The organism is Planococcus koreensis (genome assembly GCF_004761975.1).
Classification (GTDB): domain Bacteria; phylum Bacillota; class Bacilli; order Bacillales_A; family Planococcaceae; genus Planococcus; species Planococcus koreensis.
Window position 1 is genome coordinate 23,538 of the sequence record NZ_RQII01000019.1, and the last position, 14,735, is coordinate 38,272.

Genomic DNA, 14,735 nt, shown 5'->3' on the forward strand with positions numbered 1-14,735 from the left:
ATGGCTGTTTCAATTATTGAGCTGGTTGAGCTGGTTGAGCTTCAGCGTTAATGATTTCATCCAAAGCGGATTTTAAATCTTCATCTTTGATCTCGACTTTAGCGTCTTCAAGCATTTTGCCGATTTTCGGCACTAAAGCAGCTTGGTCGGCTTTAGCCATCGCCAATTCTGTGCGAATTTGCTCTTTTTGTTCGTCCAATGCAGGCTGGTCTTCGACTTCACGCTTGTCCGTAACTTGGATAATGTGGAAGCCGTGCTGAGATTGAACAGGTTCGCTGATTTCATCTACTTCCAATGCGTAAGCAGCTTCTTCGAACTCAGGCACCATCGCGCCTGTGCCGAACCAGTCCAATGATCCGCCATTGGCTGCAGAGCCAGTGTCCGTTGAATACTCTTCAGCAAGTGCCGCGAAATCTCCGCCGCCGTCCAATTCAGTTTTGACTTTGTTTGCTGTTTCTTCATCGGCAACCAGGATGTGGCGTGCATTCAATTCAGTTGCTTGGCGGTCATATTGCTGTTGAATTTCTTCATCAGTAACTTCGACGCCGTCAGTCAACGCTTTTTCCTGAAGCAGGTTCAAGCGCAAAACTTTTTTATAGCTTTCTTCTGTCTGATTGTTTTGTGTCAGGAATTGCTCGAAGTTTTCGCCCATCTCTTCTTTAGATGATTCGAATTCCGCGTCTACTTCTTCGTCCGTCACTTCGTATTTTTCAGAAAGGACTTTTTCAATCATCAAGATCTGGATTGCCTGTTCGCCGACAGAAGTTTTCATCTCTTCATACAGTTCTTCTTTTGAGATGTCGCCAACTTCAGATTCAACGATTACTTCACTGTCAGCACCGTCGCTGCAAGCACTCAAAGCAAGTACTGATGCCGCTAAGGACAAGGTTAAAATGGATTTTTTCATAATAGATTCGCTCCCAACTTTCTATCTAGATGCAGTAGTTACTATAACATAAACGTTTAAAAAATCAAAAAGTTTCCTAAAAAAAAAGTCCACATGCCCAAGGGGCAAATAGACTTATGGAGTGAATTCTACGCCTACATACAAAGATACAAGCAAAATTGTTACCAATATATTAATGGTCCGGAAAATCTTCTGGTGATTTTCTTCCGGAATTTCTCTTGAAGTGACGAGTGCCAATGTCATTCGGTTGATCTGGAACAAGTAAAGCACAGAGAACATAACTACAAAAGCGATAATCATGGATTTCCTCCCCTCGACTTAGCTTCTAGTATATCAAAGAAGGGCGAAAAATACAGGATTAGACCACCGCTTCAGGTACAAGAATCTCAAAACCGTTATCCGTTTCTTCAATCAACGCATCTTTTGGCGAGTGCGCTAAGTTGCGGATGTAAATCAAATCAGTGAGGCACAAGCCGCAATGATAAGCCAAAAGCATCGCAAAATAATGGCTGTAAGCTGGCATCATCATACTTGAAATGATAATCGCTGTATTGATTGCAAGGAATGGTGAAAGCAAGGTCAAGATGAATCGGATCTTTGCAACCGGCTCTGTAATATGAAGCGAAATCATCGGAACAACCTTAAGCTGTTTTTTGATGATGACACGGATGCTTCTCCGGCAGCCGATAAGCGGCAGAAAATGGAACAGCTTATGGAGCGGATAGATTGCGAGTATTGCGCCTATGAATAGCAAAAAGTTTTTATCGGACAAAGGATTGGAATACAGGATATTCAGCACGATATAGAAAGTCATAAAGACGCCAAGGGCGATAAGTGCTGACATCAGATAAAGCCGATCGAGGCCGTATTGTTTTTTAACGTTAATGGATTTCCAGCAATGCATGGATGCATCTCCTAAAAGGTGTTTTGTCATGTGAGTCGATACATACAATACAACGATTTTGGAGGAAATGCAATAGTATTGGGCATTAAATTTTAGAGAGCGTTTTCAGTTTTTCCTTTCGACTCGAGAATGTGATTTTCTTCACTGAATTTACTTTCAATGTTCTTGAAAGACGCTTCGAAGATTTCCATGAAGTCGTTTCCGTAGATATTGCGGATTACGGCCATGACGTCCATGAATTCAGGGAATTTGCCGTATAATTCTCTAAGCGGCAGGGAGCCGTCAATTACAGTATGTGGAGTGTCATGGTATTTCTCGATCATTTCTTGGATCAAGTCCGCGCCTTTGTCGGTTAATTCCACATATGTATTGCGCTTATCTGTATCCCGCTTTGAAAAAGACAGCAATCCGCGTTCTTCCAGCTTTTTCGAAAAATTGAAAGCAGTGGAGACATGCATAACGCCGAATTTGGCCACATCGGAAATAGATGCGCCTTTTAAATGGTACGATATCCAAAGAATATGGTGTTCGTTAATATTCAAATCATAAGGTTTGATCCATAGCTGCCAATCCTTTTCGACAGCCTTCCACAAAGCTTTTGACAATTGGCCAATCCGCTGGCTGAACATCATGGCTTCTTTCAAAGTGTAATCTCTTTCACTCATTTAAGCACCAACCTTTCCTGTGAAAATGTTTTCTCTTATTATAGCAATAAAACAAACAGGAATGTAGTGTGAATAATAAAAAAATTTAGGAAATCGTAAAATAAATAAAAGGGACTGCCCATGGGCAGTCCCTTTTATTTATTGTCCGAATCGTCGTCTGAATCAGCATGATCATCCTTTTTATCTTTGCTGATGGAATTTTGCAAGGCTTCTATAGCATTTTGGATTGCCAATATTTCAAGCTGTAAATGTTCTTTGGCTGGGCCTGTGCTTTCTTTCCACGTTTCCAGTGAAGCTTTCAGGCCGTCAGTCGCCTCCGGTACAGCGGTTTTGCTTTGTTCTTTCAAATGATTGACCGATTCTTTTAAGTTATTCACTTTTTCTTTTACATCCGTCAATTTTTCTTTCCAATCGGAAGAGCTTGTCTTCATGGAACTTCTAAGTTCTTGTCCGGATTGAGGTGTTGAAAATAATGTCGCTGCTGCTCCAGCTGCAAGGCCAGTTGCCAGCCCTAAAAAAAATGTCGATGCTTTCATAGATAAAGCGCCCCTTTCGTCCTATAACGTTCTTTTCCTTTATTTCACTTAATTAAAACATAATAATGAATAGCTATTCAACGAAAAAAAGCTTTTCGATGGATTTGCCATCAAAAAGCTTTAGAATCATGCTGATTGCGTCACTGCTGTTTCAAACTTGGAACGTTTGACAAGAGTGATGATGATTGGGTAAATGAACGCAAAAGCAATAGCGTTCATTAACGCTGCCGGCAAAACAACGGTCATGAATAACGGACCGAACGGAATTTCCACGCCGATGATGAAAATCGCAGCGGACAGGAAGACCGCGCCTGACAACATTGTGCCCATCGCTGATAATGCGACAGCAGCAGGAAGTTTGACCAAAAATTTCTTTAGAACAAGAACGGCTGCAAAGAACACGAATGCCGTTACGAACTTATCGATAATATTCGGGAAGAAGCCTCCCGGAAAAGTGGAAAACAGGCCAGAAATCACACCCGTTGTCACGGCCAGTAAAAATACATTTTTAGATTGTGGGAACAATAAGATCCCGATAAACATCATCGTCAGCATAAAGTCAGGTTTCATCCCGCCGTTAAATCCCGGGATCATGACGTACAATGCTGCACCTACACTGACCAATAAAGCCATTAACACTAAATTCTTCGTATTCACTTCTCATCTCTCCTCAGCTCAAAGCTATTTTTGTTTTTCCCGGACATGCCCTCATGGCTGCCGGCGAAAAAACTTATTCTGATTCTATCCTGTATAAACCATTAAATCAAGCATGCAGCTTTTATTTTACTGTTATTTGCCCGGCAAGTTCCTGCAGTCGTTCTGTTGTGAACTCTTTTTCTTTCGTCATCCATTTGGCTCCAAAGCCGTCGCCAGCACCATAGCGGGGAATGAAATGCAGATGGAAATGGCCGACGCTCTGCCCGGCTTTTGCACCGTTATTGTTTAACAGGTTCATGCCTTCCGGTTCAAATGCTTCATTCAGAGCAGCAGCGATTTTCGGAGCGGCACTGAAAAGATTGGCTGCTTCATCGGCAGACAAGTCGTAGACGAATTCCCGGTGTGTTTTCGGCACCAGCAAAGTATGGCCTTTCGAAAGCGGCATGACGTCCATGAAAGCATAGCAATACTCGTCTTCATAAATTTTAATGCTTGGGATGTCGCCAGCAATGATCTTGCAGAAAATACAATTTGTCATCGTCATCTTCCTTTCCATTTTTTCCAGTTTATCATATTTTGATTTTTGGAAAAGCGAGCGTAAGAATCAAATATAGATTTCTTGCAGTACACAAAAAAATACGCCGCTGAGGCTCGACACGAAAAAAGAAATCCCGCGGCGGTTTTGATACAATGGAAAAAGAGAAAGAGGTGTTGAAAGTGGCCATTTTAGAAGTTCAGTCACTGACAGGGGGATATACACGAAAACCTGTTTTGCAAGACGTGACATTTTCAATTGAAAAGGGGAGCTGATCGGCTTGATCGGGCTGAACGGCGCCGGCAAAAGTACGACGATCAAGCACATCATCGGCCTTATGCAGCCGCAATCCGGCGAGATCCGGTTGAACGGCAAGACGTTTGCAGAGGATATGGATGCGTACCGCTCGGCATTTTCTTATATTCCGGAAACGCCTATATTATATGAAGAATTGACGCTGCGTGAACATCTGGAATTGACCGCAATGGCTTATAATATTGAGCCAGCTGCATTTGAAAAACGTTCTGCGGAATTATTGAAGGAATTTCGAATGGAAAAGCGGCTGAAGTGGTTTCCTTCGCAATTTTCCAAGGGCATGCGGCAAAAGGTTATGATCATGAGCGCGTTCCTGGTGAAGCCTTCGCTGTACATCATCGATGAACCGTTCGTCGGGCTTGATCCGCTCGGCATCAAATCGCTGCTGGACCAGATGGAATCGCAAAAGAAAAAAGGGGCATCGGTGCTGATGTCGACCCATATTCTGTCGACAGCGGAACGGTATTGTGACCGCATCATCCTGCTCCATAACGGCCGCGTCCGGGCGATGGGCACAATGAATGATTTGCGCCGTACATTCGGCATGCCGGATGCTTCACTGGATGATTTATACATTGCGATGACTGAGGATGCTGCAAATGAAGAACTTGCATGAAGTGTGGTCGAAGCGCCTCCAGAAATATACAATAGAAGTCCAGAATTACATGAAATACATCGTTACTGGCCATATCGCAGTCGTCATGCTGTTCGCAATCGGCGCCGCTGGCTATGCTTACAGCGAATGGGTGCAGGACATTCCGGAAGGCTTTCCAGGAGCTTGGCTGCTGGCTTTCGTATTCGCCGTGCTGTTGGCCTATAGTCCGCCTTCTACGCTGCTGAAAGAAGCGGATATGGTGTATTTCTTACCGCTTGAAAGCAAATTGGACAGTTATTTGAAGCCGGCTTTGAAATGGTCGTTCCTATCGCAGATCTATCTGCCCGTCATTGCTTTTATCGTTTCACTGCCGATGGTCAATGCGCTTTACGGCTTGCCGTCGGCGCTGCTTATCGGATTGCCAATCATGCTCCTTCTTTTGAAGTGGTGGAGCATCAATACGGAATTTTCGCTGCGCAAGGCAAATGCAGGGCGTAACGCCTGGCTGGACAGGCTGGTCCGTTTTTCCCTGGTTTTGTTCTTCGTCTATTTCTATGTGATCGGCCAAATGCTCATTGCCATCTTTTTGTTGTTCGGCATAATACTATACGGACGCTGGGCAAAGCAGCAGGCAAGCGGCAAGCCGTTTCCCTACGAGCATTTCATCGCGCTCGAAGAAAACCGCATGCTGCGCTTTTACCAGTTTGCCAATCTCTTCACGGATGTGCCGCATTTGAAAGGCAAGATCAAAGAGCGGCGCTGGCTGGACTGGCTTTACGGCTTCATCAAATCTGGACCGGAAAATGCCCATTATTATTTGGTGTGGCGGACGTTCATCCGTTCGGATGAATTGTTTTACCTGTGGGTCCGGCTGACCGCCATTTCAATGGCGGGAGCTTGGCTGATTCCGTTTCCGGTTGCGGCCGGTATTTTTTCAGCCGCGCTGGCATTTGCTTCAGCCATCCAGATTTGGCAAGGCTTGAACCAAACCCATTATTTCCGGATGGACAACTTGTTCCCGCTGAGCAAGTTCAGCCGTGTGCAAGCGGTTCGAAAACTTGTCTTTAGAGTTCAAGCAGTGCAGGCGCTTTTGGTCGCTGCAACGGTAGCCGTGTCGGGCCAAGTGCTCTTCGCTGCGATCATGCTGGCCATTGTCTTCGGTGTTTCGGCCGTGACCTTGCTGTCGGTGAAAACCAAAAAAAGATAAAACAATCCCCGCATCTTACTGATGCGGGGATTGTTTTATTATGGCTGGTAATTGATTGCCGCTGCAGCTAAGGTCTTCGCTGCAATGAGCATGGCTTCTTCTTTGAAATCGAATTTCGGATGGTGGTGCGGGAACACTTCGCCATCCGGCATTGCGCCAGTGAAGAAGAACGTGCCAGGCACTTTTTGCAGGTAATAGGAGAAATCTTCGCCGCCCATTTGCGCGGGTGCGTCATAGACTTCAGTGACGCCAGGCACAGTCGCCGCAACGTCTTTCAAGTACATCGTTTCTTCCAGGTGGTTGATGACTGCCGGATAGCCGCGCATGAAATTGAATTCTGCGGTGCTGTCTGTTGCAATGCTCGTGCCTTCAACCACACGCTGCATTTCACGCTCCATCAGCTGGCGGGTTTCTTCCGTGAATGTCCGCACCGTACCTGATAATTCTGCATGGTCGGCAATGATATTGTACGGGTTTTGCGCCACAAATGAAGTGACGGACAGCACAGCGGATTCGAGCGGGTCAACGCGCCGCGCAACCAGCTGCTGCAAATTCGTGACCAGCTGCGAGCCGATGACGACGGCGTCTTTCGTTTCATGAGGGTTTGCGCCGTGCCCTCCGCTTCCCTGAATTTTAATCTTGAAAGCGTCCGCTGCTGCCATGAATGGCCCGACGCGGTAATCGATTCTGCCAAGCGGGGAAGTGGACCATAAATGGGTTCCAAAAATGACATCGACGCCGTCCAAGACGCCGGCTTCAATCATCGCTTGGGCTCCGCCCGGCGCTAATTCCTCCGCGTGTTGATGAATCAGCACATACGTGCCGCTCAGTTCATGGCGCATCATATGAAGGATCTTCCCGAGTACGAGCAATGTGGCAGTATGGCCATCATGTCCGCAAGCGTGCATGACGCCAGGCACTGTCGATTTATAGGGAACATTTTTCTGGTCGTCGATCGGCAATGCGTCAAAATCTGCGCGCAAAGCGACAGTTTTTCCGGGGCGTTCGCCATGGATTGTCGCCACAACGCCGTTCCCGCCGACACCATGTTTTACATCAACACCAAGCTGTTCATAATAATGGCGGATATAATGTGCTGTTTTCGTTTCTTCGAAAGAAGGTTCCGGATGCATGTGAAGATGCCTGCGGATGTCCACCATTTCTTCGTAGGCTGTGTCCAATTCTGCATAGATCTTTTCTAACATTCAATTAGCTCCCTTCATTTATCAAAATAATGATAATTAAATGATAGCATAAAAAAAGAGCCCAAAGGCTCTTTTGTCAATAAGTGAAGTTCAGGTAAGACGCGACAAAGTAGATGGCAATGATTGCCAGTGAAGGCAAGGCGTATACCAAAGGCGATATCGTCTTTTTCTGGACCAAAGAAATCAGGACGAGGATGCTCATGAAAAAGACGCCAATCGCGATGATCATGTGCGAACCGGAAACAGCTGACAAAATTGGGCCGGCGGTAAAGACCGGATCCGACAATGCCAAAATGATCATGTTAAAGACATTGCTGCCTAAAATTGCGCCGACTGCCATATTGACGTTGCCGAGGCGCAAAGCGACGAAAACAGCAATAGCTTCAGGAAGGGAAGTCGTAGCAGCAATCAGGAAACTGCCGATAAAACTGGAGCCGATCCCTGTGATGATGGCAATTTGATCGCCAAGAATGGACAATGCCGTACCTGCACCAAGAATGATGAGCGCAGCAACAACAAAGCGGAAAATGGCCGCTTTTGCTGAAAGCCCGGCCGTCGGATTCACCGGCTGCACATCCGGCAGCTCGACGTTGGCTGACGGTTCGGCCTTTGGCAATTTGTTGATGATGACCATACCCGCGATATAGCTGATCCCGATGATCAAGGCGTCGATGCCGATGCCAAATAGGGAAGCGTCAATCCGCAGCCACAACGCTGCGATGACGAGTGTCGTCAGGAAAAGGCCTAAAATGGCGGTATAGAAATGTTCGCGTTCCGCGATCGCCAGCATGCGTCTGCGGCGAAGCAGGAAATCGAAAACTGCTAAGATGAACAAATTGAACAAATTCGAGCCGATCATATTTCCGACCGCAATGTCCGCATTGCCGATGGCGGCTGCTGAGAAACTTGTGGAAACTTCCGGCAGCGATGTCGCGCCGGCAAGCAGCAATGTACCGACCATCATGCCGCCCATCGCCGTTTTATCGCTGATGACGTCTGCGTATTGCGATAATTTAATCGCAGCGAACACCGTCACAGCTGCGGCCAGGATAAAGTAAATGAAAACCAATGCAATGCCCCCAATCGAAACGCTTAGCTTCTATATATAAAAGCTAAGCGTTCATCATCTATTTATGCTTCTTCAGGTTTTGCTTTATAAGTCGTAACGTAAGAAGCTCCAGAGAAAATATTCGGCCGTTTTTCAGCGGGAGCGCCTTCCGGTTTCGCATGTGCTTTCGAGAATGCCTGGGATTCTTTCCACTTTTCAAAGAAAGCAGGGGATTCCCATTCAGTCAATACAACGTACGTATCTGAATCCAGCGGGCGCAGTACGCGGAACGCAACATAGCCCGGTTCGTTTTCGATGGCGCCGGCGCGGTTTTTGAAACGGTGCTCGAAAATCGGCCGTCCTTCATCAGTCACCGGAATATTATTGAAGACAAAAAAACCTTTTTCTTGGAATGTTCCTGTGCCATCTACCACTTCATAGCGGCGCGGCGTCTGGAAAAGCGATTTGCCCTCCGTCTCGTGCAGCAGCAATGTCGTGTTTTCGCCCTGCATCAACACCATCGTCTCGTCAGCATGTTTTGCACGCATCGATTTCATAAAGTCATACGTACCTGTCGTCATGAATAAATTCATCTGAATTCCTCCTTTAACTTATATCTACATTATACAGCGTTCCCTCAACAAAATGCTGTAAAACCAAAATGGCAATCCGGTGAAAGCATAAGCGTCTAATTTATGACATTTGCATAAGTAATCTATACAATAGGATACGGAGCGTCTATAGTATATACGGATATAGGATGCAAAGGACGAAAAGAACCGAAGGGATGAAAATTACATGACACAATTTAACGATACTTTTTTGAAGGCGGCGCGCGGCGAAAAAACCGATCATGTGCCAGTCTGGTACATGCGCCAAGCAGGGCGTTCGCAGCCAGAATACCGCAAAATCAAAGAGAAATACTCGTTGGAAGAAATCACACACCAGCCGGAATTATGCGCTTACGTCACGAAGCTGCCGGTTGACCAATACAATGTGGATGCAGCTGTTTTGTACAAAGACATCGTAACGCCATTGCCAGCGATTGGTGTGGACGTTGAGATCAAATCAGGCATTGGCCCGGTGATCGATAACCCGATCCGCACGATGGCAGACATCGAACGTTTAGGCGAAATCAACCCGGAGCAGGACGTGCCGTATGTTCTTGAAACCATCCGCATCTTGACGCAAGAGCAATTGAATGTGCCGTTGATCGGCTTTTCCGGTGCGCCGTTCACGCTTGCAAGTTACATGATCGAAGGCGGGCCGTCCCGCAATTACAACAAAACCAAAGCGATGATGGTGTCCCAGCCGCAAATGTGGTTCGCCTTGATGGACAAGCTGGCGGATACGATCATCCCTTACGTAAAAGCACAAATCAAAGCAGGCGTAAAAGCGATCCAGATTTTCGATTCATGGGTCGGCGCATTGAATGTAGAAGATTACCGCATTTTCATCAAGCCGGTTATGGACCGCATTTTTGCAGAACTTCGCACTGAAGGCGTTCCGTTGATTATCTTCGGCGTCGGCGCAAGCCACTTAGCGAAAGAATGGCATGACCTGCCGGTTGATGTGGTCGGACTGGATTGGCGGTTGCCGATTACAGAAGCACGCGAAATGGGTTTGACAAAAACCTTGCAGGGCAATTTCGATCCTTCTTATTTGCTGGCGGACTGGCCAGTTATCGAAAAACGCGCAAAAGCGATTTTGGATATGGGCATGCAGCAAGACGGCTACATCTTCAATCTGGGACATGGTGTATTCCCGGAAGTGCAGCCTGATACATTGAAAAGATTGACTTCATTGGTACACGAATACAGTGCTGCCCACAAAGCAGGCAACTGAAACACAAAATTCTTATGAGGTGATTGACGATGAAAAAGACAATGGGATTATTGGTGATGGCGTATGGAACGCCATACGAAGAAAGCGATATTGAACGCTATTACACGCATATTCGCCGCGGACGCAAGCCGAGCGAAGAAAGCTTGGAAGATCTGAAAGACCGTTACAAAGCAATCGGCGGCTTGTCGCCTTTGGCAAAAATCACGCAGGACCAAGCCAATGCGCTATGTGCCCGTTTGAATGAAGCCCAGGACGATATCGAATTTAAAATGTACCTTGGTTTGAAGCATATTGAACCGTTTGTTGAAGACGGCGTAGAAGCGATGCACCGCGATGGCATCAAAGAAGCGATTTCGATTGTATTGGCTCCGCATTTCTCGACGTTCTCTGTTAAGTCATACAATGGCCGCGCAGCAGAAGCTGCTGAAAAAGCCGGCATCCAATTGACTTCAGTTGAAAGCTGGTACAAAGAACCGAAGTTCATCCAATACTGGAGCGAAAAAGTCAGCGCAGCGTTTGCGGAGATGTCCGAAGAAGAACGCGCTAAATCTTGCCTGATTGTTTCTGCGCATTCATTGCCGGAAAAAATCATTGCAAACGGCGATCCTTACCCGGATCAATTGAAAGAAACAGCCGATTTGATCGCCCAAGCAGCAGGCGTGGAGCATTACGAAGTTGGTTGGCAAAGTGCCGGACAAACTCCGGAGCCATGGATCGGACCAGACGTCCAGGACTTGACGCGCGAATTATATGATGTAAAAGGATATCGCTCGTTCGTTTACACGCCGGTTGGCTTTGTTGCCGATCACCTGGAAGTGCTATTCGACAACGACTACGAATGTAAAGTCGTCTGCGACGAACTCGGAGCGGCTTACAGACGCCCGGAAATGCCGAACGTACAGCCATTGTTCATCGATGCAATGGTTGACACGGTCATGAAGAAATTGGCTGAGTAATCAGCCCTGTTAAAACGAAGGAAAGGGGGAGAGAACGTGGCCGAAGGAGCGCGTAAAGTAGCAGTTGTAGGCGGAGGGATTGCTGGTCTGTCTGCAGCTTACTATTTGCAAAAACAAGCAAGAGCTGAAGGGGTTTTACTGGATATTACGTTGATAGAAGCTGCGCACCGATTGGGCGGCAAAATCCAGACACTTCGCAAAGATGGGTTTGTGATTGAGCGCGGACCGGACTCGTTCCTCTCCCGAAAAGAGAACATGTTGGAGTTGGCCGAAGAATTGGGCATTGGCGGGCAATTGTTGGAAAGTTCATCAGGCCGCGGATGTGTCATGGTGGAAGACCGCCTGCATCCGATTCCAGATGGCTCAGTGATGGGAGTGCCGACCGAAATCGGACCTTTCCTTGTGTCGGATCTTTATTCCTGGAGCGGCAAAATCCGTGCAGCGGGGGATTTGGTGCTGCCCAAATCGGACACATCAAAAGACCAGCCGCTTGGCCGGTTTGTCCGCAGGCGCTTCGGCAACGAAGTGGTGGACAATCTGATTGAACCGCTATTCACGGCAATTTATGGCGGCGATATCGATAAGCTGAGCCTCCATGCGACTTTTCCGGCATTCAGTGACATCGAACAGCGGTACGGCAGCGTCATCTGCGGCATGAAAAAAAGCGGCGAGTTCGATGCCGAAGAGTTCAGCGCCAACGGGCTTGGCTCATCGCAGAACTTCAAGCAAGGCATGGGAACGATCATTGAGGCCCTTGAAAGCCATTTGGGCACTTGCACCGTTTTGAAAGGCGTAAAAGTGGAAAAGCTTGAAAAGCAGAACGGGCAGACTCTTTTGTCCTTGAATAACGATTCAGCCATTGTAGTGGATGAAGTGATTCTGGCGTTGCCGCATACGCGCATTTCCCCGCTGTTCGAGCGATATGGCTTGTTGAAGCAGCTGAAAGAAATGCCGGCTGCTTCAGTTGCCACTGTGTCAATGGCGTTTGCTGTAGAACCCCATAATTGCCTTACTGAAAATGCCGCAGGCTTTGTTGTCGCGCGCAACAGCGACGTTGCCATTACATCTTGCGCTGCGGCTCATTCGAAATGGCCTGGCCATGCGCCGGAAGGCAAAATGCTGTTCAAGGCCTTTATCGGCAAAGTCGGCGACGAAACGGTCGTTGATCTATCCGATAATGAGATCGAGAAAACGGTATTGGCCGATTTGCGGAAATCGTTGAATCTGAAAGGCGACCCTGAATTCACTGTTGTGTCGCGCTGGAAAGAAGCACTTCCCCAATTTCTCGTTGGCCATCATGAACGCATTGAACAAGCGAAGCAAGAACTGAACACCGCTTTTCCTGCCATTCAGATGATCGGCAGTTCGTTTGAAGGCTTCGGACTTCCCGGCTGCATCGAACAAGGCAAGCTGGCGGCGCAGCAAGTAATCGCCCGCTGCCCGTTAAAGCATTTTAAAGCGGAGGAAGCCATATGAAAAAACTGTTTATGATTGTTTTGCTTTCGGCGCTGCTTGCAGCGTGCGGCACGGATGATGCCAATTCCAGCGACACTGATTTCGTTGTCGAAGAGATAGTGGTTGAAATTCAAACGCCTGAACAAGTGGAAGCCGGACAAAAAGTTCCTCTTCTTGCGAAAGTCACCCAAGGCGGCGAAGCGGTTGAAGACGCAGATGAAGTGGTTTTCGAAGTTTGGCAGTCCGGCAGCCGCGACGACAGCGAAATGCTTGAAGCCAAGCATGTCGGCGATGGTGTTTATCAAGCTGAAACCAAGCTCGAAGAAGGTTTGTATTTCACCTATGCCCACACTACAGCCCGCCAGCTTCATGTCATGCCGAAGCACGAGATCACCGCTGGCAATCCGGATCCGGCATCAATCGTTCCGGATGACAGCGATGAAGCGGACAGCATGGAGAATATGGAAAAACATTCAGGGCATTGACCCTTTCAACAGCCGCTGGCACCTTGCCGGCGGCTGTTTATTTTTGCACAAAAAAAGAGCGATCGAGAAATTCTCGATCGCTCTTTTCAAACCGTTTTATAAATTATTGCAGGAATCGCATTTGCTGCCGTAGCATTCGTGCTGCTCATCAATTTTTTCTCCACAAGTTGTACATTGTTTAGGGGGCAGATTCTTGAAAAATTCGACTACGTTTTCAATCATTATCTCCAGCTCCTTTTGTTATAGTACTGTTGTTGTTAAATGAATTGTATTATAACAGTTTAGATACGTCAACCCTAAACAGTGAATTATTTTCAAAAATCCGTTAAAATAGAAGAAGCATAGCATTTAAAGGAGAGAAATCATGTATTTCGTAGACAATAAAGGCATTACAGATCCCCGAATCAACTTAGCGATTGAAGAATATTTATTGAAAACAATGGATGTTGAACAAGATCCGTTCTTGCTGTTCTATATCAACGAGCCATCCATCATCATCGGTAAAAACCAGAACACTGCAGAAGAAATCAATACCGATTATGTCGATTCCAATGGCATCCATGTCGTGCGCCGGCTTTCAGGCGGCGGGGCAGTGTACCATGACCACGGCAATTTGAATTATAGCTTCATCACGGTTGATGACGGCGAAAGCTTCCGCAATTTCCGCAAATTCACTGAGCCGGTGGTACAGGCGCTGCAAGGATTGGGCGTCAATGCGGAATTATCGGGACGCAACGATTTGATGGCGGAAGGCCGCAAGATTTCCGGCAATGCGCAGTTTTCCACAAAAGGCAGAATGTACAGCCACGGCACGCTGCTGTTTGATACAGAGGTGGAAGCAGTCGTTTCCGCGTTGAAAGTCAGCAAAGAGAAAATCGAGTCGAAAGGCATCAAATCCATCCGCAGCCGCGTTGCGAATATTTCCGAGTTCCTGGAAACGCCGATGTCCGTAACGGAATTCCGTTCAGCGATTCTGCATTCGATTTTTGATGGCGAAGAAAATGTCCGCTATTACGAATTGACGGAGCAGGATTGGGTCGGCATCCATGAAATTTCGAAAGCACGCTACGGCAACTGGGATTGGAATTACGGCAAATCGCCGAAGTTCAACATCAAGCATTCCCATCGCTTTCCGGTCGGCGGCATCGACGTCCGGCTGCAAGTCGAGAACGGAGTTGTGCAGGACGCCAGCATTTTTGGCGATTTTTTCGGTGTCGGCGATGTTTCGGAGATCGAAAACGCAATCACGGGCATCAAATACGAGCGCGCTTCGCTTGATGAAGCCATCAATGGTTTTGATATTCCAAAATACCTTGGGGGCATCACAAAAGAAGAGTTCCTGAAATTAATTTATTAAGAATTGATGAAGAGCCTGCTATTGAGCAGGCTCTTTTGTTAAAATTGAAAGAAAACGAAAGGG

The 14,735-nt window shown here is 47.0% G+C and carries 17 protein-coding genes and 1 pseudogene; 7 read left to right on the plus strand and 11 right to left on the minus strand.

The genetic code is table 11. From position 1 onward, the window contains the following. Nucleotides 1-13: 13 nt before the first annotated feature. The 7 genes from EGV91_RS04210 to EGV91_RS04240 all read right to left on the minus strand — a co-directional run bounded on the left by EGV91_RS04210 (nucleotide 14) and on the right by EGV91_RS04240 (nucleotide 4,207). Nucleotides 14-907 carry a peptidylprolyl isomerase gene (locus EGV91_RS04210; RefSeq protein WP_135500976.1) on the minus strand — a complete coding sequence of 298 codons (894 nt, stop codon included), beginning with the start codon at nucleotides 905-907 and terminating at the stop codon, nucleotides 14-16. Nucleotides 908-1,021: 114 nt separating this feature from the next. Beyond that, nucleotides 1,022-1,207, minus strand: coding sequence for a hypothetical protein (locus tag EGV91_RS04215; protein WP_135500978.1), 186 nt, complete (start codon nucleotides 1,205-1,207; stop codon nucleotides 1,022-1,024). A gap of 58 nt (nucleotides 1,208-1,265) precedes the next feature. Next, nucleotides 1,266-1,811 carry a DUF3267 domain-containing protein gene (locus tag EGV91_RS04220; protein WP_135500980.1) on the minus strand — a complete coding sequence of 182 codons (546 nt, stop codon included), beginning with the start codon at nucleotides 1,809-1,811 and terminating at the stop codon, nucleotides 1,266-1,268. Nucleotides 1,812-1,903: 92 nt separating this feature from the next. Continuing rightward, entirely contained in the window at nucleotides 1,904-2,476 is a 573-nt protein-coding gene (locus EGV91_RS04225; protein ID WP_135500982.1) for an HTH-type transcriptional regulator Hpr, read from the minus strand. A 134-nt stretch (nucleotides 2,477-2,610) separates the two neighbouring features. Beyond that, nucleotides 2,611-3,012 carry a YtxH domain-containing protein gene (locus EGV91_RS04230; RefSeq protein WP_135500984.1) on the minus strand — a complete coding sequence of 134 codons (402 nt, stop codon included), beginning with the start codon at nucleotides 3,010-3,012 and terminating at the stop codon, nucleotides 2,611-2,613. 126 nt (nucleotides 3,013-3,138) lie between these two features. After that, nucleotides 3,139-3,669: a tryptophan transporter gene (locus EGV91_RS04235; RefSeq protein ID WP_135500986.1), complete on the minus strand. Its 531-nt coding sequence runs from the start codon at nucleotides 3,667-3,669 to the stop codon at nucleotides 3,139-3,141. A 121-nt stretch (nucleotides 3,670-3,790) separates the two neighbouring features. Then, entirely contained in the window at nucleotides 3,791-4,207 is a 417-nt protein-coding gene (locus EGV91_RS04240; protein WP_135500988.1) for an HIT family protein, read from the minus strand. A gap of 179 nt (nucleotides 4,208-4,386) precedes the next feature. Between EGV91_RS04240 and EGV91_RS04245 the strand changes: the two are divergent. Beyond that, nucleotides 4,387-5,135, plus strand: a pseudogene (locus tag EGV91_RS04245) (ABC transporter ATP-binding protein). Next, nucleotides 5,119-6,321, plus strand: coding sequence for an ABC transporter permease (locus tag EGV91_RS04250; RefSeq protein ID WP_135500990.1), 1,203 nt, complete (start codon nucleotides 5,119-5,121; stop codon nucleotides 6,319-6,321). The pseudogene EGV91_RS04245 and the gene EGV91_RS04250 overlap by 17 nt, the downstream one beginning before the upstream one ends. A 38-nt stretch (nucleotides 6,322-6,359) precedes the next feature. On the opposite strand, the gene EGV91_RS04255 is transcribed toward EGV91_RS04250, so the two are convergent. The 3 genes from EGV91_RS04255 to EGV91_RS04265 all read right to left on the minus strand — a co-directional run bounded on the left by EGV91_RS04255 (nucleotide 6,360) and on the right by EGV91_RS04265 (nucleotide 9,167). Continuing rightward, nucleotides 6,360-7,526, minus strand: coding sequence for a M20 metallopeptidase family protein (locus tag EGV91_RS04255; protein ID WP_135500992.1), 1,167 nt, complete (start codon nucleotides 7,524-7,526; stop codon nucleotides 6,360-6,362). A gap of 76 nt (nucleotides 7,527-7,602) precedes the next feature. Continuing rightward, nucleotides 7,603-8,595 carry a sodium:calcium antiporter gene (locus EGV91_RS04260; RefSeq protein WP_135500994.1) on the minus strand — a complete coding sequence of 331 codons (993 nt, stop codon included), beginning with the start codon at nucleotides 8,593-8,595 and terminating at the stop codon, nucleotides 7,603-7,605. Nucleotides 8,596-8,657: 62 nt separating this feature from the next. After that, a complete protein-coding gene (locus EGV91_RS04265) occupies nucleotides 8,658-9,167 on the minus strand; it encodes an antibiotic biosynthesis monooxygenase family protein (protein WP_135500996.1) in 510 nt (169 codons plus the stop codon). A gap of 205 nt (nucleotides 9,168-9,372) precedes the next feature. Here EGV91_RS04265 and hemE point away from each other — a divergent pair, with 205 nt between their 5' ends. The 4 genes from hemE to EGV91_RS04285 are packed head-to-tail and all read left to right on the plus strand — an operon-like array spanning nucleotide 9,373 to nucleotide 13,315. Beyond that, nucleotides 9,373-10,419 carry a uroporphyrinogen decarboxylase gene (gene hemE / locus EGV91_RS04270; protein WP_135500998.1) on the plus strand — a complete coding sequence of 349 codons (1,047 nt, stop codon included), beginning with the start codon at nucleotides 9,373-9,375 and terminating at the stop codon, nucleotides 10,417-10,419. A 29-nt stretch (nucleotides 10,420-10,448) separates the two neighbouring features. Beyond that, entirely contained in the window at nucleotides 10,449-11,375 is a 927-nt protein-coding gene (gene hemH, locus EGV91_RS04275) for a ferrochelatase (RefSeq protein WP_135501000.1), read from the plus strand. A 36-nt stretch (nucleotides 11,376-11,411) separates the two neighbouring features. Continuing rightward, nucleotides 11,412-12,851, plus strand: a complete 1,440-nt coding sequence (hemY, locus tag EGV91_RS04280) for a protoporphyrinogen oxidase (protein WP_135501002.1) — start codon at nucleotides 11,412-11,414, stop codon at nucleotides 12,849-12,851. Then, entirely contained in the window at nucleotides 12,848-13,315 is a 468-nt protein-coding gene (locus EGV91_RS04285) for a FixH family protein (RefSeq protein ID WP_135501003.1), read from the plus strand. The genes hemY and EGV91_RS04285 overlap by 4 nt, the downstream gene beginning before the upstream one ends. A 96-nt stretch (nucleotides 13,316-13,411) precedes the next feature. Here the strand turns inward: EGV91_RS04285 and yhfH are convergent, their stop codons facing one another. Further along, a complete protein-coding gene (yhfH, locus tag EGV91_RS04290) occupies nucleotides 13,412-13,537 on the minus strand; it encodes a protein YhfH (RefSeq protein ID WP_135501005.1) in 126 nt (41 codons plus the stop codon). 142 nt (nucleotides 13,538-13,679) lie between these two features. Between yhfH and EGV91_RS04295 the strand changes: the two genes are divergently transcribed. Beyond that, a complete protein-coding gene (locus tag EGV91_RS04295; protein WP_135501007.1) occupies nucleotides 13,680-14,672 on the plus strand; it encodes a lipoate--protein ligase in 993 nt (330 codons plus the stop codon). Nucleotides 14,673-14,735 lie beyond the last annotated feature (63 nt).

Excerpts from the sequence above, each read along its gene's own strand:
- EGV91_RS04250 (WP_135500990.1), top strand. The coding sequence starts at position 5,119 with ATGAAGAACTTGCATGAAGTGTGGTCGAAGCGCCTCCAGAAATATACA.
- EGV91_RS04210 (WP_135500976.1), bottom strand. The coding sequence starts at position 907 with ATGAAAAAATCCATTTTAACCTTGTCCTTAGCGGCATCAGTACTTGCT.
- EGV91_RS04265 (WP_135500996.1), bottom strand. The coding sequence starts at position 9,167 with ATGAATTTATTCATGACGACAGGTACGTATGACTTTATGAAATCGATG.
- EGV91_RS04285 (WP_135501003.1), top strand. The coding sequence starts at position 12,848 with ATGAAAAAACTGTTTATGATTGTTTTGCTTTCGGCGCTGCTTGCAGCG.
- hemE (WP_135500998.1), top strand. The coding sequence starts at position 9,373 with ATGACACAATTTAACGATACTTTTTTGAAGGCGGCGCGCGGCGAAAAA.
- hemH (WP_135501000.1), top strand. The coding sequence starts at position 10,449 with ATGAAAAAGACAATGGGATTATTGGTGATGGCGTATGGAACGCCATAC.
- EGV91_RS04230 (WP_135500984.1), bottom strand. The coding sequence starts at position 3,012 with ATGAAAGCATCGACATTTTTTTTAGGGCTGGCAACTGGCCTTGCAGCT.
- EGV91_RS04240 (WP_135500988.1), bottom strand. The coding sequence starts at position 4,207 with ATGACAAATTGTATTTTCTGCAAGATCATTGCTGGCGACATCCCAAGC.
- EGV91_RS04225 (WP_135500982.1), bottom strand. The coding sequence starts at position 2,476 with ATGAGTGAAAGAGATTACACTTTGAAAGAAGCCATGATGTTCAGCCAG.
- EGV91_RS04215 (WP_135500978.1), bottom strand. The coding sequence starts at position 1,207 with ATGATTATCGCTTTTGTAGTTATGTTCTCTGTGCTTTACTTGTTCCAG.
- EGV91_RS04220 (WP_135500980.1), bottom strand. The coding sequence starts at position 1,811 with ATGCATTGCTGGAAATCCATTAACGTTAAAAAACAATACGGCCTCGAT.
- yhfH (WP_135501005.1), bottom strand. The coding sequence starts at position 13,537 with ATGATTGAAAACGTAGTCGAATTTTTCAAGAATCTGCCCCCTAAACAA.
- EGV91_RS04295 (WP_135501007.1), top strand. The coding sequence starts at position 13,680 with ATGTATTTCGTAGACAATAAAGGCATTACAGATCCCCGAATCAACTTA.
- EGV91_RS04255 (WP_135500992.1), bottom strand. The coding sequence starts at position 7,526 with ATGTTAGAAAAGATCTATGCAGAATTGGACACAGCCTACGAAGAAATG.